Source organism: Bacillus sp. F56 (assembly GCF_001748205.1).
Lineage (GTDB): Bacteria > Bacillota > Bacilli > Bacillales > Bacillaceae > Bacillus > Bacillus stercoris.
Map to the genome: position 1 here is coordinate 426,116 of NZ_BDFC01000004.1, position 19,559 is coordinate 445,674.

The 19,559-nt window shown below is 44.8% G+C and carries 23 protein-coding genes; 22 read left to right on the forward strand and 1 reads right to left on the reverse strand.

Going from position 1 to position 19,559, the window contains the following annotated elements:
- The first annotated feature begins 98 nt into the window (after positions 1–98).
- The 16 genes from BFW96_RS02305 to BFW96_RS02385 all read left to right on the forward strand — a co-directional run bounded on the left by BFW96_RS02305 (position 99) and on the right by BFW96_RS02385 (position 13,043).
- Positions 99–1,139, forward strand: coding sequence for an L-threonylcarbamoyladenylate synthase (locus BFW96_RS02305; RefSeq protein WP_069838525.1), 1,041 nt, complete (start codon positions 99–101; stop codon positions 1,137–1,139).
- A gap of 78 nt (positions 1,140–1,217) precedes the next feature.
- Positions 1,218–1,775, forward strand: a complete 558-nt coding sequence (locus BFW96_RS02310; RefSeq protein ID WP_069838526.1) for a manganese efflux pump MntP — start codon at positions 1,218–1,220, stop codon at positions 1,773–1,775.
- 75 nt (positions 1,776–1,850) lie between these two features.
- The gene (gene prpB / locus BFW96_RS02315; RefSeq protein WP_069838527.1) at positions 1,851–2,303 is read left to right on the forward strand and encodes a protein arginine phosphatase PrpB; all 453 of its coding nucleotides are present in this window, start codon (positions 1,851–1,853) and stop codon (positions 2,301–2,303) included.
- A gap of 156 nt (positions 2,304–2,459) precedes the next feature.
- The gene (gene rpiB / locus BFW96_RS02320; protein ID WP_014665723.1) at positions 2,460–2,909 is read left to right on the forward strand and encodes a ribose 5-phosphate isomerase B; all 450 of its coding nucleotides are present in this window, start codon (positions 2,460–2,462) and stop codon (positions 2,907–2,909) included.
- A 12-nt stretch (positions 2,910–2,921) separates the two neighbouring features.
- Positions 2,922–3,464: a TIGR01440 family protein gene (locus BFW96_RS02325; RefSeq protein ID WP_069838528.1), complete on the forward strand. Its 543-nt coding sequence runs from the start codon at positions 2,922–2,924 to the stop codon at positions 3,462–3,464.
- 206 nt (positions 3,465–3,670) lie between these two features.
- Positions 3,671–4,918, forward strand: coding sequence for a serine hydroxymethyltransferase (glyA, locus tag BFW96_RS02330; protein WP_014665721.1), 1,248 nt, complete (start codon positions 3,671–3,673; stop codon positions 4,916–4,918).
- Positions 4,919–5,054: 136 nt separating this feature from the next.
- On the forward strand, positions 5,055–5,684 hold the full coding sequence (upp, locus tag BFW96_RS02335) for a uracil phosphoribosyltransferase (protein WP_003227670.1): 630 nt from the start codon (positions 5,055–5,057) through the stop codon (positions 5,682–5,684).
- A gap of 424 nt (positions 5,685–6,108) precedes the next feature.
- Entirely contained in the window at positions 6,109–6,492 is a 384-nt protein-coding gene (gene atpI / locus BFW96_RS02340; protein ID WP_003243159.1) for an ATP synthase subunit I, read from the forward strand.
- 7 nt (positions 6,493–6,499) lie between these two features.
- On the forward strand, positions 6,500–7,234 hold the full coding sequence (gene atpB, locus BFW96_RS02345) for a F0F1 ATP synthase subunit A (protein ID WP_014665720.1): 735 nt from the start codon (positions 6,500–6,502) through the stop codon (positions 7,232–7,234).
- 45 nt (positions 7,235–7,279) lie between these two features.
- Complete coding sequence (atpE, locus tag BFW96_RS02350) at positions 7,280–7,492, forward strand: F0F1 ATP synthase subunit C (protein WP_003151167.1); 213 nt, start codon at positions 7,280–7,282, stop codon at positions 7,490–7,492.
- Positions 7,493–7,654: 162 nt separating this feature from the next.
- On the forward strand, positions 7,655–8,167 hold the full coding sequence (atpF, locus tag BFW96_RS02360) for a F0F1 ATP synthase subunit B (protein ID WP_003244051.1): 513 nt from the start codon (positions 7,655–7,657) through the stop codon (positions 8,165–8,167).
- Positions 8,164–8,709: a F0F1 ATP synthase subunit delta gene (locus BFW96_RS02365; RefSeq protein WP_014665718.1), complete on the forward strand. Its 546-nt coding sequence runs from the start codon at positions 8,164–8,166 to the stop codon at positions 8,707–8,709. The genes atpF and BFW96_RS02365 overlap by 4 nt, the downstream gene beginning before the upstream one ends.
- A 16-nt stretch (positions 8,710–8,725) precedes the next feature.
- The gene (gene atpA, locus BFW96_RS02370) at positions 8,726–10,234 is read left to right on the forward strand and encodes a F0F1 ATP synthase subunit alpha (RefSeq protein ID WP_040081551.1); all 1,509 of its coding nucleotides are present in this window, start codon (positions 8,726–8,728) and stop codon (positions 10,232–10,234) included.
- 76 nt (positions 10,235–10,310) lie between these two features.
- Complete coding sequence (gene atpG / locus BFW96_RS02375; protein ID WP_069838529.1) at positions 10,311–11,174, forward strand: ATP synthase F1 subunit gamma; 864 nt, start codon at positions 10,311–10,313, stop codon at positions 11,172–11,174.
- 25 nt (positions 11,175–11,199) lie between these two features.
- Positions 11,200–12,621 carry a F0F1 ATP synthase subunit beta gene (gene atpD, locus BFW96_RS02380; protein ID WP_014665715.1) on the forward strand — a complete coding sequence of 474 codons (1,422 nt, stop codon included), beginning with the start codon at positions 11,200–11,202 and terminating at the stop codon, positions 12,619–12,621.
- 23 nt (positions 12,622–12,644) lie between these two features.
- Positions 12,645–13,043, forward strand: a complete 399-nt coding sequence (locus BFW96_RS02385) for a F0F1 ATP synthase subunit epsilon (protein WP_014478254.1) — start codon at positions 12,645–12,647, stop codon at positions 13,041–13,043.
- Positions 13,044–13,077: 34 nt separating this feature from the next.
- Here BFW96_RS02385 and BFW96_RS02390 read toward each other — a convergent pair whose 3' ends face one another.
- Entirely contained in the window at positions 13,078–13,551 is a 474-nt protein-coding gene (locus BFW96_RS02390) for a hypothetical protein (RefSeq protein ID WP_040081553.1), read from the reverse strand.
- Positions 13,552–13,720: 169 nt separating this feature from the next.
- Here BFW96_RS02390 and BFW96_RS02395 point away from each other — a divergent pair, with 169 nt between their 5' ends.
- The 6 genes from BFW96_RS02395 to BFW96_RS02425 all read left to right on the forward strand — a co-directional run bounded on the left by BFW96_RS02395 (position 13,721) and on the right by BFW96_RS02425 (position 19,466).
- Positions 13,721–13,951, forward strand: coding sequence for a DUF1146 family protein (locus BFW96_RS02395; RefSeq protein WP_003227691.1), 231 nt, complete (start codon positions 13,721–13,723; stop codon positions 13,949–13,951).
- Between the two features lie 135 nt (positions 13,952–14,086).
- Positions 14,087–14,827 (forward strand): YwmB family TATA-box binding protein, encoded by a 741-nt coding sequence (locus tag BFW96_RS02400; RefSeq protein ID WP_040081554.1) that lies wholly within the window; start codon positions 14,087–14,089, stop codon positions 14,825–14,827.
- A 33-nt stretch (positions 14,828–14,860) separates the two neighbouring features.
- A complete protein-coding gene (gene murA / locus BFW96_RS02405; protein WP_040081555.1) occupies positions 14,861–16,171 on the forward strand; it encodes a UDP-N-acetylglucosamine 1-carboxyvinyltransferase in 1,311 nt (436 codons plus the stop codon).
- Between the two features lie 195 nt (positions 16,172–16,366).
- Positions 16,367–17,398 (forward strand): stage II sporulation protein D, encoded by a 1,032-nt coding sequence (gene spoIID / locus BFW96_RS02410; RefSeq protein WP_069838530.1) that lies wholly within the window; start codon positions 16,367–16,369, stop codon positions 17,396–17,398.
- A gap of 385 nt (positions 17,399–17,783) precedes the next feature.
- Positions 17,784–18,467 carry a vWA domain-containing protein gene (locus BFW96_RS02415; protein WP_024571497.1) on the forward strand — a complete coding sequence of 228 codons (684 nt, stop codon included), beginning with the start codon at positions 17,784–17,786 and terminating at the stop codon, positions 18,465–18,467.
- A 324-nt stretch (positions 18,468–18,791) separates the two neighbouring features.
- A complete protein-coding gene (locus tag BFW96_RS02425; protein ID WP_069838531.1) occupies positions 18,792–19,466 on the forward strand; it encodes a vWA domain-containing protein in 675 nt (224 codons plus the stop codon).
- The last annotated feature ends 93 nt before the right edge of the window (positions 19,467–19,559 follow it).

Here is a 19,559-nt window from a genome sequence, read left to right on the forward strand (position 1 = left end):
TAACGCTTGTTTTATTACAGGACATCTTTTATACTTTCAAAAGGATTACACGCGTAAAACAATCGTTTTATTGTTGTGAATAAGGAGTTTGGTCAGAAATGAAAACGAAAAGATGGTTTGTGGATGTAACTGACGAGTTATCCACAAATGATCCACAAATTGCACAAGCAGCCGCTTTGCTCCGAGAAAATGAGGTCGTTGCCTTTCCGACAGAAACGGTATATGGCCTAGGCGCAAACGCGAAAAATACGGATGCCGTCCAAAAAATATATGAGGCAAAAGGGCGGCCGAGCGATAATCCCTTGATTGTCCACATCGCGGATATCAGCCAGCTTGAGGATTTAACGGGCCCAGCGCCGGAAAAGGCGAAAACATTGATGAAGCGATTTTGGCCGGGAGCACTTACGCTCATTCTGCCTTGCAAACCCGGTGCGCTTTCACCTCGTGTAACGGCAGGTCTTGAAACGGTTGCTATTAGAATGCCGGATCATCCGCTTGCCCTTGCATTGATTCGTGAATCAGGACTGCCGATTGCAGCACCGAGCGCCAATCTATCAGGCAAGCCAAGTCCCACAAAAGCGGAGCATGTGGCTCACGACTTGGATGGCCGCATAGCCGGTATTATGGATGGAGGCCCTACCGGAATCGGAGTCGAATCAACCGTGCTTTCATGTGAGGGTGACGTCCCTGTTCTCCTGCGCCCGGGCGGCATTACGAAGGAACAAATTGAAGCGGTGATCGGACCGATCCATGTGGATAAAGGGCTCAGCGACCAAAATGAGAAGCCGATTTCTCCAGGGATGAAATATACACATTATGCGCCGACAGCGCCGCTTGCCATTTGCGAAGGCAGCCCAGAGCGCATGCAGCACCTCATTCAAGAATATCAACAGGGCGGAAAACGGGTCGGTGTCCTGACAACAGAAGAAAACGCGGGCGTTTATTCCGCTGATTATGTAAAGAGCTGCGGAAGACGTGCTCAGCTTGAGACTGTTGCGGCAGGGCTGTATGATGCTTTACGCAGCTTTGATGAGAATAATGTGGATGTTATTATCTCGGAATCCTTTCCGGACACAGGTGTCGGTCTCGCCATTATGAACAGGCTGATGAAAGCCGCCGGAGGAAGAGTGATTCGCTGAAAGCAGTCGGATGTTCTAACCCTTTTTGGACACGCATAGGCTAAAAAAGCGGGGCGTGTCCAAGGGGGTTATTTATGTATGTCGGATTTGTTTATAGGCGAACTGATGACATTAAGCATCATGGCGTTTGCTTTAGGGATGGATGCTTTTTCTGTCGGCCTTGGAATGGGCATGGTCAAACTCAGAAAGAAGCAGATATTCTATATCGGTTTCATCATCGGCCTTTTTCACGTTATCATGCCTCTCGCGGGGATGACGGCCGGTAACATGCTGTCAGGGCTCCTCGGCGTGTTAGCGGTTTATATCGGAGGGGCGCTGCTTTTTGTTCTTGGGGTTCAAATGCTTGTGGCTTCTTTTAAACAGTCAGAAGAACGATTGATGTCGCCGGCAGGGCCGGGCTTATTGCTGTTTGCCGTCGGCGTCAGCCTTGACAGCTTTTCCGTCGGCTTGAGCTTGGGGATATACGGCTCGCATCCGCTCCTCACAATCACCCTTTTTGGGCTGTTCAGCATGATGCTGACATGGCTTGGCCTTTTGGTCGGAAAACAAGTGCAGTCATGGCTTGGCACATACAGCGAAGCGCTCGGGGGCATCATATTAATCGTATTCGGCCTAAAGCTGCTATTGCCAATTTAATATACCAATAAAAGAAACGAAGTCGCCGTTTCTTTTTTCTTCATATATAATAGAGAAAAATAAGGGGTGACTGACATGGATATTATTTTTGTCTGTACTGGAAATACGTGCCGCAGCCCAATGGCTGAGGCGCTTTTTAAATCAATTGCAGAAACGGAAGGGCTGAATGCCAGTGTCCGCTCGGCAGGCGTGTTTGCTTCGCCTAATGGGAGAGCGACGCCTCATGCAGTCGAAGCGCTGTTTGAAAAACACATTGCTCTAAATCATGTGTCTTCTCCATTAACTGAAGAACATATGGAATCGGCAGATTTGGTTCTGGCTATGACCCATCAGCACAAACAGATCATTGCCAGCCAATTTGGACGTTATCGTGATAAAGTGTTTACATTAAAAGAATATGTCACAGGCAGCCATGGGGATGTTATCGATCCGTTCGGCGGCTCAATTGACATCTATAAACAAACGCGAGATGAGCTTGAAGAACTTCTTCGGCAGCTGGCAAAACAGCTGAAAAAAGAAGGCAGGTAAGTTGCCAGAATATCTGCAAACAGGTCATTTGCAAATCCTGCGTGAAGGAGTAGAATATAGTGAAAAGCACATCATATGGTGTGAATCAAAGAGCGGACAGGCTGCGCGGTCAATAAAGCGGGCGGGCCGCATCACACACGCTGGGAGGAAAAGCAGATGAAAGTAGCCATTGCATCGGATCATGGCGGCGTTCACATTCGAAATGAAATCAAAGATTTAATGGACGAATTGCAAATTGAATATATTGATATGGGCTGCGACTGCGGCAGCGGCTCTGTCGATTATCCGGATTATGCTTTTCCGGTGGCCGAAAAAGTGGTTAGCGGCGAAGTTGACAGAGGAATTTTAATTTGCGGGACAGGCATCGGCATGAGCATTTCCGCAAATAAAGTAAAAGGGATTCGCTGCGCGCTGGCGCACGATACCTTCAGCGCCAAGGCGACGAGGGAGCATAATGACACAAACATCCTTGCGATGGGTGAACGGGTGATCGGCCCTGGTTTGGCTCGGGAAATCGCAAAAATCTGGCTGACCACTGAGTTTACCGGGGGAAGACACCAAACGCGTATTGGAAAAATCTCAGATTATGAAGAGAAAAACCTGTAGGGGTGCTGTTTAATGAATGAGATGAAACAAACGTGGCAGGCGATGCTGTCTGAGTTTCAGGAACAAGCTGAATTGAAACAAGATCAGCTTTTCGTCCTTGGATGCAGCACGAGTGAAGTGGCCGGCAGCCGGATCGGCACATCGGGGAGTGTAGACATTGCAGAAAGCATCTTCAGCGGACTTGCCGAGCTTCGGGAAAAAACGGGAATCCATCTCGCGTTTCAATGCTGCGAGCATTTGAACAGAGCGCTTGTTGTCGAAGCAGACACGGCCCGGCTGTTCAGGCTTCCAACCGTTTCTGCCGTGCCCGTTCCAAAAGCGGGAGGCGCGATGGCGTCCTATGCGTTTAAACAGATGAAGTCTCCTGTTCTTGTTGAAACCATTCAGGCTGACGCAGGAATCGATATAGGCGATACGCTTATCGGCATGCATCTGAAGCCGGTGGCTGTCCCTGTGCGTGTCTCTCAAAACAGCCTCGGTTCAGCCCATGTGACATTCGCGCGTACACGGCCGAAACTAATCGGCGGGGTGCGGGCGGTTTATGATTGCGAATGAAAGGACTGCATGGCCAGTCTTTTCTTTTATTTTAAGACAGTGATATAAATTCCGAACTTTAAATCAAATTTAAGTTATCATTATTCGTTTTTACCAATAAAAATTTAGATTTTTTAAAAATAATCTTTTACATCGGCCTTAAAAACCATGTACAATAGTGATGGTAAAAACAAAGAACAGGATACGGATAGGAGAGGATCTCGCTGATGAAACATTTACCTGCGCAAGACGAACAAGTGTTTAACGCCATTAAAAATGAGCGTGAACGCCAACAGACTAAGATCGAATTGATTGCTTCTGAGAACTTTGTAAGTGAAGCGGTTATGGAAGCACAAGGATCTGTTTTGACAAATAAATACGCAGAAGGATATCCGGGCAAACGCTACTACGGCGGATGCGAGCACGTCGATGTCGCTGAAGATATCGCTCGTGACCGCGCGAAGGAAATCTTTGGAGCGGAGCATGTAAACGTTCAGCCGCATTCAGGCGCACAAGCAAACATGGCAGTGTACTTCACGATTTTGGAGCAAGGCGATACTGTACTTGGGATGAACCTCTCCCACGGCGGCCATTTAACACACGGAAGCCCAGTCAACTTCAGCGGTGTTCAATATAACTTTGTTGAGTACGGCGTAGATAAAGAAACTCAATATATTGATTACGATGACGTGCGTGAAAAAGCCCTCGCTCATAAACCGAAGCTTATCGTAGCAGGAGCAAGTGCGTATCCTCGTACAATCGACTTTAAGAAATTCCGTGAAATTGCTGATGAAGTCGGCGCTTACTTCATGGTGGATATGGCGCATATCGCAGGACTTGTTGCGGCAGGCCTTCATCCAAACCCGGTTCCTTATGCTGATTTCGTTACAACAACAACCCATAAAACACTTCGCGGTCCTCGCGGCGGTATGATCCTTTGCCGTGAAGAGTTTGGCAAGAAAATTGATAAATCAATCTTCCCTGGCATTCAAGGCGGCCCGCTGATGCACGTTATTGCCGCAAAAGCTGTTTCATTCGGCGAAGTATTGCAGGACGATTTCAAAACATATGCACAAAACGTCATTTCAAATGCGAAACGTTTGGCTGAAGCGTTAACGAAAGAGGGCATCCAGCTTGTTTCAGGCGGAACTGACAACCACCTTATCCTTGTTGACCTTCGTTCTCTCGGATTGACTGGTAAGGTTGCAGAGCACGTACTTGATGAAATCGGTATTACATCTAACAAAAACGCGATTCCATACGATCCTGAAAAACCTTTCGTTACAAGCGGTATCCGTCTTGGTACAGCTGCTGTAACCAGCCGCGGTTTTGACGGAGACGCATTGGAAGAAGTCGGTGCTATCATTGCGCTTGCATTGAAAAACCACGAAGATGAAGGAAAACTTGAAGAAGCAAGACAGCGTGTAGCTGCTCTGACTGATAAATTTCCTTTATATAAAGAATTAGATTATTAAGATCCAAAAAACCCGCATGGCGCTTATGCCCGGCGGGTTTTTTGACGATGTTCTTGAAACTCAATGTCTTTTTTTGTAGAATCAATAGAAGTGTGTAATTGTTGATGGGACAATAAAAAAGGAGCTGAAACACAGTATGGGAAAGGTTTATGTATTTGATCATCCTTTAATTCAGCACAAGCTGACATATATACGGAATGAAAATACAGGTACGAAGGATTTTAGAGAGTTAGTAGATGAAGTAGCCACACTTATGGCATTTGAAATTACCCGCGATCTTCCTTTGGAAGAAGTGGACATCAATACACCGGTTCAGGCTGCAAAATCGAAAGTCATCTCAGGGAAAAAACTCGGAGTGGTTCCTATCCTAAGAGCAGGATTGGGAATGGTTGACGGCATTTTAAAGCTGATTCCCGCTGCAAAAGTGGGGCATGTCGGCCTTTACCGTGATCCTGAAACCTTAAAACCCGTGGAATACTATGTCAAGCTTCCTTCTGATGTGGAAGAGCGTGAATTCATCGTGGTTGACCCGATGCTCGCTACAGGCGGTTCCGCAGTTGAAGCCATTCACAGCCTCAAAAAACGCGGTGCGAAAAATATCCGTTTCATGTGTCTTGTAGCAGCGCCGGAGGGTGTGGAAGAATTGCAGAAGCATCATTCGGACGTTGATATTTACATCGCGGCGCTTGATGAAAAATTAAACGAAAAAGGCTATATTGTTCCAGGTCTCGGAGACGCGGGAGACCGCATGTTTGGAACAAAATAAAAAAGAAAACCCCAAAATAAAGGGGTTCTTTTTTTATCCAGTTTTTTGATATTCGGTCAATTTGTATACAATTATAGGTGAAAATGTGAACATTCTGTGGAGACGTAAAGTATAAAAAGTTTTTTAACTTTAAACAGATTGACACATGTTAGGGGCTATTGTATGCTAAACGAGGGTATTATGAGAAGGTTTTCATAGCTTTCATTATAGTCCTCATCCCCAATGTAAATCCTCTCAGCAAACCCGTATTATGAGGATTTATTTAAGCGAATGAAACAGCATCCCTGCAAGGCTTGCGGATGAATGATTTTTTCGAACAGGCCCGTTTTTTGCCGGTCAAAAAAGGTCTTCTACTAAGGGTTAACCGCTGATTTTTGCCGTATCCAAGCTATACATTATTTTTTCATCAGGAGACAGATAATTGATGGACGATCCCAAGCTTACATTTAGCAGACAACGCAAATATTTATTGTTCATTTTGGCAGTGTATGTACTGGGTTATGGTTTAACAGCGTATAAAACCGTTTTTTTAGGCCTTATTCTGGGAACTGTTTTCAGTTTGTTTAATTTTTTACTGCTCGTCAGGAGAATGAATGCTTTTGACAGAGCTGTTGAGAAAGGAAAGTCCATACGATCTCTCGGGAGCGCAGCGCGGTGGTGCAATGCGATTCTTGCTGTGGCTGTCGCCTATAAAAATCCCGAATATTTTCATATGGCAAGTACAGTTATTGGATTAATGACAATATACCCTGTCATTATGATAGATTCCTTTATCCAGCTTAAACGTTCATCAATGGAAGAGAGGTGAAAACCCTTTGAATCATGGTTACAGAACTATAGAATTTCTAGGTCTTACTTTTAATCTGACAAACATTCTGATGATTACTGTGGCGAGTGTGATTGTTTTATTGATTGCTATATTAACGACAAGAACGCTTTCGATCCGTCCTGGAAAAGCCCAGAACTTTATGGAATGGATTGTTGATTTCGTCCGCAATATTATTGGCAGTACAATGGATTTAAAAACAGGGGCTAACTTCTTGGCACTTGGTGTCACATTGCTGATGTACATATTTGTGTCGAATATGCTGGGGCTGCCGTTTTCTATTACAATCGGACATGAGCTCTGGTGGAAGTCTCCGACAGCGGATCCTGCCATTACATTAACGCTAGCCGTGATGGTTGTTGCTTTAACCCACTACTATGGTGTGAAGATGAAAGGGCTCAAGGAATATTCCAAAGACTATTTGAGACCTGTGCCATTCATGCTCCCGATGAAAATCATCGAAGAGTTTGCGAATACGCTGACTCTCGGTTTGCGGCTTTATGGTAACATCTTCGCCGGAGAGATTCTTCTCGGCCTGCTTGCAGGATTAGCGACAAGCCACTATTCGCAAAGCGTGGCTCTCGGTCTTGTCGGTACAGTCGGCGCGATTCTGCCGATGCTGGCATGGCAAGCATTCAGTTTATTTATTGGTGCCATCCAGGCATTTATCTTTACGATGCTGACGATGGTGTACATGTCTCATAAAATCAGTCATGATCATTAAAACATTATATCCAAACGGATAACATTTTAAAGGAGGAACTTTTTCATGAATTTAATAGCAGCTGCGATCGCAATTGGTTTAGGCGCACTTGGTGCAGGTATTGGTAACGGTTTGATTGTTTCACGTACAGTAGAGGGGATTGCCCGTCAACCGGAAGCAGGTAAAGAACTAAGAACTCTTATGTTCATGGGTATCGCATTAGTTGAAGCCCTTCCTATTATCGCTGTCGTTATCGCATTCTTAGCGTTCTTTGGCTAAGCATAAAAGCCTTATATGAACTAAAAATGGCGAAGATCATTCCAAGAGAACCTTCGCCATTGCTTTATGTCTGATAAGCATCCCGCCTTGCCGGCTGAAAAGAGACAAGTGCGGCTGCTGGATCAGCAAAGAAAAACCTGCAGAAGGGAGTTGCCGTAGTAGATGTCTCAATTACCACTTGAACTAGGATTGTCGTTTAACGGCGGAGATATCCTGTTCCAACTGTTAGCTATGTTAATCTTATTAGCGCTTCTGAAGAAATACGCTTTAGGGCCGCTATTAAACATAATGAAACAGCGTGAAGACCACATCGCTGGAGAAATTACGTCTGCTGAAGAAAAAAATAAAGAAGCGCAGCAGCTGATTGAAGAGCAGCGCGTTCTTTTAAAAGAAGCAAGACAGGAATCCCAAACTCTTATCGAAAACGCAAAGAAACTGGGAGAGAAGCAAAAAGAAGAGATTATTCAGGCTGCACGTGCAGAATCTGAACGTCTGAAAGAAGCAGCAAGAACTGAAATCGTGAAGGAAAAAGAACAGGCGGTTTCTGCTCTCCGTGAGCAAGTAGCGTCTCTTTCTGTCATGATTGCGTCGAAAGTGATCGAAAAAGAACTGGATGAACAAGCTCAAGAGAAATTAATCCAGGACTATCTTAAAGAGGTAGGAGAAAGCCGATGAGTGGATCAGCTGTCTCTAAACGATATGCATCAGCTCTTTTTGATATAGCCAATGAGTCCGCTCAGCTGAATCAAGTAGAAGAAGAGCTAATTGTTGTAAAACAAGTATTTCAAAATGAAAAAGCGCTGAATGATGTGTTAAACCATCCGAAGGTGCCGGCTGCGAAGAAAAAAGAGCTGATTCAACATGCATTTGGCTCTTTGTCACAGTCCGTACTCAATACGATTTTTCTTTTGATTGACCGCCATCGTGCCGCGATTGTCCCTGAGCTCACAGATGAGTTTATCAAACTCGCAAATGTGGCCCGTCAAACAGAAGATGCTATCGTATATTCAGTGAAACCGCTGACGGATGCAGAAATGTTACCATTATCACAAGTGTTTGCAAAAAAAGCCGGAGTCGCTTCATTGAGAATCAGAAATGAAGTGCAGACGGATTTAATAGGCGGCATTAAAGTCCGCATTGGAAACCGGATTTATGACGGCAGCGTAAGCGGGAAGCTTCAGCGCATCGAACGTCAATTAGCCGGGGAAAATCGATAGAAGGGGTGAAACCTAAGTGAGCATCAAAGCTGAAGAGATTAGCACACTGATAAAACAGCAAATACAAAATTATCAATCTGATATTGAAGTTCAAGACGTAGGTACAGTCATCCAAGTCGGTGACGGTATTGCTCGTGTGCACGGCCTTGACAACTGTATGGCCGGTGAACTTGTCGAATTTTCAAACGGTGTTTTGGGTATGGCCCAAAACCTTGAAGAATCAAACGTAGGTATCGTCATCTTAGGACCTTTCAGTGAGATCCGTGAGGGAGACGAAGTAAAAAGAACAGGCCGCATCATGGAGGTCCCTGTTGGTGAAGAGTTAATCGGCCGTATCGTAAATCCGCTAGGCCAGCCGGTAGACGGACTTGGCCCGATCCTGACAAGCAAAACTCGTCCGATCGAAAGCCCTGCACCAGGCGTTATGGACCGTAAATCCGTTCATGAACCGCTTCAAACCGGTATCAAAGCGATCGATGCACTGATTCCAATCGGCCGCGGCCAGCGTGAGCTGATCATCGGTGACCGTCAAACAGGTAAAACATCTGTTGCGATCGATGCGATCCTGAACCAAAAAGACCAAGACATGATCTGCGTATATGTTGCGATCGGTCAAAAAGAATCAACAGTCCGCGGCGTAGTAGAAACATTGCGTAAACACGGCGCGCTTGATTATACAATTGTTGTAACGGCGTCTGCGTCACAGCCGGCACCGCTTCTGTACCTGGCACCGTATGCTGGGGTTACAATGGCAGAAGAATTTATGTACAGCGGCAAGCACGTTCTTGTTGTATATGATGATCTTTCTAAACAAGCAGCTGCTTACCGTGAGCTGTCCTTGCTTCTTCGCCGTCCGCCAGGCCGTGAAGCGTTCCCTGGGGATGTATTCTATCTTCATTCCCGTCTGCTTGAGCGTGCAGCAAAGCTTAGCGACGCGAAAGGCGCAGGATCAATTACAGCTCTGCCGTTCGTAGAAACACAAGCCGGAGATATCTCTGCTTATATTCCGACGAACGTCATTTCCATCACCGACGGACAGATCTTCCTGCAATCTGATTTGTTCTTCTCAGGCGTACGTCCAGCGATCAACGCCGGATTGTCTGTATCCCGTGTCGGCGGCTCAGCGCAAATCAAAGCGATGAAAAAAGTATCAGGTACTTTGCGTCTTGACCTTGCGTCATACCGTGAGCTGGAAGCATTCGCTCAATTCGGTTCTGACCTCGACCAAGCGACTCAGGCAAAACTGAACCGCGGTGCGCGTACAGTTGAAGTGCTGAAGCAGGATCTGAACAAGCCGCTTCCGGTTGAAAACCAAGTAGCCATTCTTTATGCGCTGACAAAAGGATATCTTGATGATATTCCTGTGGCGGATATCAGACGTTTTGAAGAAGAGTACTACATGTACCTTGACCAAAACCATAGAGACCTGCTTGACGGAATTGCGAAAACAGGAAACCTTCCTGCTGATGAAGACTTCAAAGCTGCAATCGAAGGCTTCAAACGCACATTTGCACCAAGCAACTAACTCGAATGCTGATGAGAGAAAAAGGTTCTCTTTTTCTCTCTTTTTACGCAGATGAAGAGAAAAGGTGGTGAAATCTTTGGCCTCATTACGCGATATTAAGTCAAGGATCACGTCAACGAAAAAAACGAGCCAGATTACAAAAGCCATGCAGATGGTATCTGCGGCTAAGCTGAATCGTGCTGAAAACAATGCAAAATCATTTGTGCCATATATGGATAAAATCCAAGAGGTTGTGTCAAACGTCGGGAGAGTTTCCGGCAACGTGAAGCATCCGATGCTTCTCAGCAGAGAAGTGAAAAAAACGGCATACCTTGTCATTACGTCTGACCGCGGTCTTGCCGGCGCTTTTAACAGTTCGGTTTTACGAAGTGCTTATCAGGCCATGCAGGAACGTCATCAGTCTAAGGATGAGTATGCGGTGATTGCCATCGGAAGAGTGGGCCGTGATTTCTTTAGGAAACGTGAGATTCCGATCATTTCCGAGTTAACAGGGCTTGGAGATGAAGTAACGTTTACAGAAATTAAGGATCTTGCCCGTCAAACGATCCAAATGTTTATAGACGGTGCGTTTGATGAACTGCACCTTGTTTATAACCATTTTGTCAGCGCCATTTCTCAAGAAGTAATGGAGAAAAAACTTCTGCCGTTATCTGATTTGGGCAGCAGCGGCGGAAAAAGAACGGCGTCTTATGAATTTGAACCATCTGAAGAGGAGGTTCTGGAGGTTTTGCTTCCTCAATATGCAGAAAGCTTAATCTTCGGTGCGCTTCTTGACAGTAAAGCAAGTGAGCACGCTGCAAGAATGACGGCGATGAAAAATGCGACGGATAACGCGAAGGAACTTATCGATTCACTTTCGCTTTCATACAACCGCGCTCGCCAAGCAGCCATCACACAAGAAATTACGGAAATTGTCGGCGGAGCAGCCGCTTTAGAATAGAAAGATTTTGTCAGGAGGGATAGCGATGAAAAAAGGACGCGTTAGCCAGGTATTAGGACCGGTCGTCGACGTGCGTTTTGAAGACGGCCACTTGCCTGAAATTTATAATGCGATTAAAATTTCACAGCCAGCTGCAAGTGAAAACGAAGTAGGTATTGATTTAACGCTTGAGGTCGCTCTTCATTTAGGCGATGATTCAGTCCGTACAATCGCAATGGCATCTACGGATGGTGTTCAGCGCGGTATGGAAGCTGTAGATACAGGAGCGCCAATCTCAGTACCGGTTGGTGATGTAACACTCGGACGTGTATTTAACGTTCTTGGAGAAAATATTGATTTGAATGAGCCGGTTCCTGCGGATGCGAAAAAGGATCCGATTCACAGACAGGCGCCTTCATTCGATCAGCTTTCAACAGAAGTTGAAATTCTTGAAACAGGTATTAAAGTTGTTGACTTGCTTGCTCCTTACATCAAGGGCGGTAAAATCGGATTGTTCGGCGGTGCCGGTGTAGGTAAAACCGTATTAATCCAGGAATTAATCAACAACATCGCGCAAGAGCACGGCGGGATCTCTGTATTCGCCGGCGTAGGAGAGCGTACTCGTGAAGGGAACGACCTTTTCTATGAAATGAGTGACTCTGGCGTAATCAACAAAACAGCCATGGTATTCGGACAAATGAACGAGCCGCCGGGCGCACGTATGCGTGTTGCTTTGACAGGCCTAACAATGGCTGAGCACTTCCGTGATGTACAAGGACAGGACGTACTGTTCTTCATCGATAACATTTTCCGTTTCACACAAGCGGGTTCTGAGGTTTCAGCCCTTCTTGGCCGTATGCCTTCAGCGGTTGGTTATCAGCCGACGCTTGCAACTGAAATGGGTCAGCTCCAAGAGCGTATCACGTCTACAAACGTTGGATCAGTTACATCTATCCAGGCGATCTACGTGCCTGCCGATGACTACACTGACCCGGCGCCGGCGACAACGTTCGCTCACTTGGATGCGACAACAAACCTTGAGCGTAAATTAACTGAAATGGGTATTTACCCTGCGGTTGATCCGTTGGCATCTACATCACGCGCCCTTGCTCCTGAAATTGTTGGAGAAGAGCATTATGCTGTTGCACGTGAAGTACAGTCAACGCTTCAGCGTTACAAAGAGCTTCAAGATATCATTGCGATTCTCGGTATGGATGAATTAAGTGATGAAGACAAGCTTGTCGTTCAACGCGCACGCCGTATCCAGTTCTTCCTTTCTCAAAACTTCCACGTGGCTGAACAGTTCACTGGACAAAAAGGTTCTTACGTGCCTGTAAAAGAGACGGTACAAGGCTTCAAAGAAATCTTAGCCGGTAAATACGACCATCTTCCAGAAGATGCGTTCCGTCTTGTAGGCCGTATCGAAGAAGTTGTTGAGAAAGCAAAAGAAATGGGTGTAGAAGTTTAATCTGGTCCTAGGAGGGTAAAAGCATGAAGACCGTTAAAGTCAATATCGTTACTCCCGACGGCCCAGTATACGATGCGGATATCGAAATGGTGAGTGTGAGAGCCGAAAGCGGCGATCTCGGTATTTTGCCAGGTCATATTCCAACCGTGGCTCCTCTTAAAATCGGCGCTGTCCGTCTGAAAAAAGACGGACAGACTGAAATGGTTGCCGTCAGCGGCGGATTTGTAGAAGTCCGTCCTGATCAGGTCACCATCCTAGCCCAGGCTGCCGAGACAGCGGAAGGCATCGATAAAGAGCGCGCTGAAGCTGCACGCCAGCGGGCGCAGGAGCGTTTGAATTCTCAATCAGATGATACTGACATTCGTCGGGCTGAGCTTGCGTTACAGCGGGCTTTGAACAGATTGGATGTAGCAGGGAAATAAGAAAAAATCCTTCTCTTTATGAGAAGGATTTTTTTTATGAACGCACTAGAGAATCAAACAGCGACAGCAGCGGGCGATCCTCTTTTTGGCGCAAGTATAAACCATCACAGGTATTCATGGTATGCCACGATTTGCGATGTCTTCTAAAGCCCAGTGTATAAGCGCCGTCTTTATACGGATAAGGTTTTACAACCCATTCAGCATCTTCATGGCGGGCAATCACGCAATCTATAAGATAAACACTGATCATTTTCTCGAATTCTTCAATAGGAAGATTCCAATCAGCAAGCAAAAGCTCTTGTATACTTTGAAAATAGAGGTTTTCCAGCTCTTCAAGGCTTTCTCTCGTATAGGTAAGAGAAATGTTAAAAAACTGACACAATTCATTCAGTTCTTCAATCTGTGACTGTCTATAATCATAATAGAATGCAATTGCTTCCCATTCCTGTTCAAAAATTGGCAGGTCCTCACCATATTGCTTTTCAGGCTGAAAAAAAGAATGATTCACATTTGCCAGCTCCTTTCCAATAAAGTATATCATGTAAAAGAATCACACTTTAAGTGGGGGTTAGCCCTAGATTTGGCTGATTATTCCGTTCTGTATAAAATGTATCATCTTTATCTGCGCTTCTTATATAATAAGAAAGGGTATGAGCGCAGAGAAAGGAGTGTAATAGATGAGTGTATTGGGACAGCAGGCTGCAATCGGCATTGTCGTTCACCTGATTTTTATAGCAGTGACTTGGTGGGCGCTGCAAGCCGTCAATATAGATCCGTTAATCAAAAAAGGCAAAGTCGTGCAGGCAAGACTCCTGATGATTTTGCTGACAATCGCTATTGGAACGGCGGTTGCGAATTTCTTTTTAGATTACCTCAATTATTCACAGCAGCTTCCCTATCTATTTTAATAGGTTTTGACTATCGTCATCATGGGAATGGTTGGAGGAAGCGGGGTTGAAGCTATAGCTCGAGTTTTGACGAAGATTTTTACGTATGGCGCCTCTTGCCTCCGGTAAAACTGGAGATAAGGGGGAGAGATAAACATGAAGAAAAAACAAGTAAGCCACGCCATTATGATTTCCGTCATGTTAAGCTTCGTCATTGCTGTTTTCCATACCATTCATGCGAGTGAATTAACGCCGTTGGCACAAATAGCAGAGGGGATGGAACGCCAAGATGTGTCAATAGATAAGTGGACATTGCATGCAAAACAAAACATGTCACTGACCGAAAAAGAATTTGATCAAAAAGTGCAACGTTTAAAATCAGAGTATCGTCAATATGATTGGACGATTGCGCAGGAAGATAAAGTCGTAAAGGCAATTGGCACATATACTGACAAAAAAAATCGCACTTCTTTTAGACTGCAGCTTGTCACAACCCTCAAAAAACACAACCCAACTTCGTATTTATTATATGAGCAAATGAGTCTTGAGACACCGGATAGCTGGAATGATACATATGAACAGTTTGAACGGGAGACACTTGGGATATTCCAAGAAAAAGTAGTTATTTTTACTTGTCTAAATGGTCATTTAGATGATAATATGAATATTGTTTTGCAAAAAAAAGCAAATCAGTTATTAAATGAATTTCAAGCAAGATCAGTAGAACATGTAGTTGAGCCAAATTTCGTTTCTATTTCTGCGTTTACAGATGAGTGGGAAGAGTACATTATGACCTCGAAACATAAGATGAATTTGCAAATTGCACTTAGAAGTGCAGGAATGGGCGGAAAACATACCGTTACGGTTGGCACACCAATCGTTACGACTGAATATTAATATAGAGAATTTAGGGACGCGGAGGGGAATACCTTGGAAAAAATCATCGTCCGCGGCGGTCAGAAGTTAAACGGCACAGTCAAAGTTGAAGGCGCTAAAAATGCCGTTTTACCTGTTATCGCTGCATCTTTATTAGCAAGTGAAGAAAAAAGCGTAATTTGTGATGTACCTACGCTCTCCGATGTATATACAATTAACGAAGTGTTGCGTCATTTAGGAGCAGATGTGCATTTTGAGAATAATGAAGTGACTGTGAATGCTTCATACGCTTTGCAAACTGAAGCACCTTTTGAATATGTTCGTAAAATGCGTGCGTCTGTGCTTGTCATGGGGCCGCTTCTTGCGCGTACAGGTCATGCAAGAGTTGCGCTTCCGGGTGGATGCGCAATTGGTTCCAGACCGATTGATCAGCATTTAAAAGGTTTTGAAGCAATGGGCGCAGAAATCAAAGTCGGTAATGGCTTCATTGAAGCTGAAGTAAAAGGCCGACTGCAAGGCGCAAAAATTTATCTGGACTTCCCAAGTGTAGGAGCTACAGAGAACCTGATTATGGCAGCTGCTTTAGCTGAAGGAACAACAACGCTGGAAAACGTGGCGAAAGAACCCGAAATCGTTGATTTAGCAAACTATATCAACGGCATGGGCGGAAAAATCCGCGGAGCTGGCACCGGCACCATCAAAATTGAAGGAGTCGAAAAGCTTCACGGCGTAAAACACCATATTATTCCTGACCGTATTGAAGCGGGCACATTTATGGTTGCTGCTGCAATCACTGAAGGAAACGTATTAGTAAAAGGAGCGGTTCCTGAGCACCTTACCTCTTTAATCGCAAAAATGGAAGAGATGGGTGTAACAATTAAGGATGAAGGTGAAGGCCTGCGTGTCATCGGCCCGAAAGAACTGAAACCGATTGATATCAAAACAATGCCTCACCCGGGCTTCCCGACTGATATGCAGTCACAAATGATGGCGCTTCTGCTTCGTGCAAGCGGCACAAGCATGATTACAGAAACTGTTTTTGAAAACCGTTTTATGCATGCGGAAGAATTCCGCCGTATGAATGGTGATATCAAGATTGAAGGACGTTCTGTCATCATTAACGGTCCTGTACAGCTTCAGGGAGCTGAAGTTGCAGCGACTGATTTGCGTGCAGGTGCAGCGCTGATTCTTGCGGGGTTAGTGGCTGAAGGTCACACACGTGTTACTGAACTGAAGCACTTAGACCGCGGTTACGTTGGTTTCCATAAGAAGCTTGCCGCTCTGGGCGCAGACATCGAACGTGTAAATGATGAGTCTGCTTCTGAGCAAGAGAATAAAGAAGTCGTTTCTGACTTAAATGCATAAACTTACTTGAAAATCAGTATGTCACTCTGGCATACTGGTTTTTTATTTTTTGTGTATTATCATCATTATGCGCAAAATAGCAAAAAAGAATACGTAAATGACAAATAAAGTTTCTGTCCAAAACGAGAGTCATATTAGCTTGTCCCTGCCCATAGACTAGACTAGAGTCGAATCCCGAGCAGGAGGCAGCTGAATATGAAACAATTCGCAATCACACTATCCGTACTATGTGCATTGATTCTCTTGGTTCCCACCCTTTTGGTTATTCCGTTCCAGCATAATAAGGAAGCGGGGGCCAGTGTAGAATCAGAAAAGACAGCAGTCAGCACGAAACCAGCATCGAAAGGAGCAGAAACATTGAAAGCATCACCTGTTTCTATTCCCGTCTATCGAACCGCAAATCAATCCGTAGAAAACATTCCGCTTGAAGAGTATGTGATTGGAGTCGTCGCCTCCGAAATGCCGGCAACCTTTAAACCTGAAGCGCTGAAAGCCCAGGCCCTCGCCGCCAGAACATTTATTGTCAGACTGATGGTTTCAAATTCAGCGGTTGAGGCCCCTAAAGGCTCACTGGTGGATGATACACAAATGTTCCAGGTGTATAAAAACAAAGCGGAGCTAAAAAAGCAGTGGGGCACAAGCTATGAAGCAAAACTGAAGAAAATCACAGATGCGGTTGCCAGTACGCAAGGCAAAATCCTAACGTACAACAACCAGCCGATTGAAGCCTCCTTTTTCTCCACAAGCAATGGCTACACAGAGAATGCAGAAGCTTATTGGACAAGTGCTATCCCATATTTAAAAAGCGTCAAAAGCCCATGGGATAAAAAGTCTCCGAAATATAAGTCAACAAAAACCTTTACAGCAGCAGAGTTTGAGCAAAAGCTCGGCGTCAAGCTGGATGGGTCTAGCGCAGTAGGAAGGATTACCGGAGAGACACCGGGCCACCAGGTCGCAACAGCCGTCATTAACGGCAAGACGCTGAAAGGAAGAGACATACGTGAAAAGCTGGGTCTCAACTCCGCCGATTTTGATTGGAAGCGAAATGGAGACACAATTACAGTCACGACGAGAGGATTTGGCCACGGTGTAGGGATGAGCCAATACGGAGCGAATTTTATGGCGAAAGAAGGAAAAACGGTTGATGACATCGTGAAGTACTATTATCAGGGCACACAAATTTCTGAGGCCGATTCGTTTTTGAATAAATATATGGCGAAAAAGTAGAAAAAGACGCTCATTGAGCGTCTTTTTCTATTCCTGAATGTCTTTTATCTAAGGGCGGTTGAAACGGTTTAGAGGAGCTTCTGGCAGTCTTTAAGGACCAGTCCTTTTTTCCTGATTGCAGGTTTTAAGATTGTGGTAAAGTCATCAACATTTGTCGACAGACTTCGACAGACTCATATAACGAAAGCCGAAAGGCGGACAATCTTCTTTTTTCATAGGAGCGTTAGGTGGAAATCACTAATAAAAACATAGGTTTCTATGCAAAAGTAAACAACAGCAATGGGGAAGCCCGCCCTATTTATTTCTCGGTTTTTGTCGATTACGATAGGTTATGTTCAGCGTTGAACATCTGCACGCAGAAACAAATTGGTAAAGGGGTACGAACATGAAGAAAAGATTTTCACTGATCATGATGACGGGATTGTTATTTGGATTAACTTCACCTGCTTTTGCAGCTGAAAAGAAAGAAACGGAGGCTAAAGCTCCTGCGAACGTGGCAGTCTTGCTTGATGCCAGCGGAAGTATGGCGAAAAGAATAGACGGTGTCTCTAAATTTAATTCAGCCAAAAAAGAAATTTCAAAGTTTGCAAGCTCATTGCCAGAAGGAACTCAGGTGAAAATGAGTGTGTTTGGCTCTGAAGGAAACAATAAAAATTCCGGAAAAGTTCAATCATGTGAAGCCATTCGCAACGTATACGGCTTCCAAAGCTTTAACGAGCAAAGCTTCCTCAATTCTCTTAATACAATTGGGCCGACTGGCTGGACGCCAATTGCCAAAGCGCTGAATGAGGCGAAATCTTCTTTTGACCAGCTTGACGCAAAAGGGGAAAAAGTGGTGTATCTGTTGACAGACGGTGAGGAAACGTGCGGAGGAAATCCGATTAAAACAGCAAAGGAACTGCAAAAAGACAATATCACTGTGAATGTGATCGGTTTTGATTATAAAGAGGGATACAAAGGCCAGCTGAACGCGATTGCGAAAGTAGGCGGCGGTGAATACTTCCCTGCTTATACCCAAAAAGATGTTGAGAAAATCTTCACTCAGCAATCATTGATGTTATCTAAATAAGAAAAAAAAGAGGCTGATAGCGGTCAGCCTCTTTTTGGTATGTAACATAATGTTCAAAAGTGATCAGGTATCAGCCTGTAGCATAGTAGCAGATTTCCGTTTTTCTGTGATGATCAAGGCGAAAAAAGAATGAATCATGACTCAATCTGCATATGCTTTTTGGGCGAAAAAGGCTACATATCAACGGCATTTCAAGTGATTTTGAACAGAAAGTGAAAGCAGCACAAAAGGCAGCTTGCCCTATATCTTTTTGCATTTTCATATTCTAGCATAAAGAAGAATCCAGCTATAGTTGGAAAATATGATAAAGAAAGGAAGAAAAACATGAAAAAACTGCTGGCTGCCGGTATCATTGGATTGCTGACTGTCTCCTTTGCCTCCCCGTCTTTTGCCGCTGAGAAACAGACTGACACAAATGTAGCTGTTTTGTTTGATGGAAGCGGAAGCATGATTCAAAAAACAGGGGGAGAGCGCAAAATTGACATTGCCAAAAAATCAGTAAAGTCTTTTGCCGAGCTGCTTCCGAAGGATACAAATCTCATGCTTCGCGTTTTCGGACATGCTGGAAACAATAAATTGTCCGGCAAAGCTCTCTCATGCAGCACAACGGAAACCATTTACGGCCTTCATCCATATGAAGGGTCTCTGTTTGACAATTCATTGAGTGAGATCAAGCCGACTGGCTGGACACCGATTGCCAAAGCACTTTCAGATACAAGAAAAGAATTTGAAGCTTTTGACGCTGACGGAAAAAATGTGGTGTACTTAATCACTGACGGTGAAGAAACGTGCGGCGGAGACCCTGCGGCGGAAATCGAAAAGCTTCGTGCATCGAATGTGGACACGATCGTAAACATTATTGGCTTCAACTTTGATGTTAAAGGCAATGAAGAGATGAAACAAGCGGCTGTAGCTGGAGGCGGAGAATACATTTCAGCGAACAGTGCGGATGAGTTTGAACAGGCTTGGGAAAAAGAAGCACAAAAATTTACTGAGTAAGGAACCTAAAGATCAGGCGCTCCCCCAGGCGCCTTTTTTTATTGGTTTAAAAACAGTTGGGGCGGGAATGATACCCTTAAAAGGGGTTGGACA

What these genes read in the sequence shown, in the direction of transcription:
- BFW96_RS02305 (WP_069838525.1), top strand. Translation starts at nt 99, where the DNA reads ATGAAAACGAAAAGATGGTTTGTGGATGTAACTGACGAGTTATCCACA.
- BFW96_RS02310 (WP_069838526.1), top strand. Translation starts at nt 1,218, where the DNA reads ATGTCGGATTTGTTTATAGGCGAACTGATGACATTAAGCATCATGGCG.
- prpB (WP_069838527.1), top strand. Translation starts at nt 1,851, where the DNA reads ATGGATATTATTTTTGTCTGTACTGGAAATACGTGCCGCAGCCCAATG.
- rpiB (WP_014665723.1), top strand. Translation starts at nt 2,460, where the DNA reads ATGAAAGTAGCCATTGCATCGGATCATGGCGGCGTTCACATTCGAAAT.
- BFW96_RS02325 (WP_069838528.1), top strand. Translation starts at nt 2,922, where the DNA reads ATGAATGAGATGAAACAAACGTGGCAGGCGATGCTGTCTGAGTTTCAG.
- glyA (WP_014665721.1), top strand. Translation starts at nt 3,671, where the DNA reads ATGAAACATTTACCTGCGCAAGACGAACAAGTGTTTAACGCCATTAAA.
- upp (WP_003227670.1), top strand. Translation starts at nt 5,055, where the DNA reads ATGGGAAAGGTTTATGTATTTGATCATCCTTTAATTCAGCACAAGCTG.
- atpI (WP_003243159.1), top strand. Translation starts at nt 6,109, where the DNA reads ATGGACGATCCCAAGCTTACATTTAGCAGACAACGCAAATATTTATTG.
- atpE (WP_003151167.1), top strand. Translation starts at nt 7,280, where the DNA reads ATGAATTTAATAGCAGCTGCGATCGCAATTGGTTTAGGCGCACTTGGT.
- atpF (WP_003244051.1), top strand. Translation starts at nt 7,655, where the DNA reads ATGTCTCAATTACCACTTGAACTAGGATTGTCGTTTAACGGCGGAGAT.
- BFW96_RS02365 (WP_014665718.1), top strand. Translation starts at nt 8,164, where the DNA reads ATGAGTGGATCAGCTGTCTCTAAACGATATGCATCAGCTCTTTTTGAT.
- atpD (WP_014665715.1), top strand. Translation starts at nt 11,200, where the DNA reads ATGAAAAAAGGACGCGTTAGCCAGGTATTAGGACCGGTCGTCGACGTG.
- BFW96_RS02385 (WP_014478254.1), top strand. Translation starts at nt 12,645, where the DNA reads ATGAAGACCGTTAAAGTCAATATCGTTACTCCCGACGGCCCAGTATAC.
- BFW96_RS02395 (WP_003227691.1), top strand. Translation starts at nt 13,721, where the DNA reads ATGAGTGTATTGGGACAGCAGGCTGCAATCGGCATTGTCGTTCACCTG.
- BFW96_RS02400 (WP_040081554.1), top strand. Translation starts at nt 14,087, where the DNA reads ATGAAGAAAAAACAAGTAAGCCACGCCATTATGATTTCCGTCATGTTA.
- spoIID (WP_069838530.1), top strand. Translation starts at nt 16,367, where the DNA reads ATGAAACAATTCGCAATCACACTATCCGTACTATGTGCATTGATTCTC.
- BFW96_RS02415 (WP_024571497.1), top strand. Translation starts at nt 17,784, where the DNA reads ATGAAGAAAAGATTTTCACTGATCATGATGACGGGATTGTTATTTGGA.
- BFW96_RS02425 (WP_069838531.1), top strand. Translation starts at nt 18,792, where the DNA reads ATGAAAAAACTGCTGGCTGCCGGTATCATTGGATTGCTGACTGTCTCC.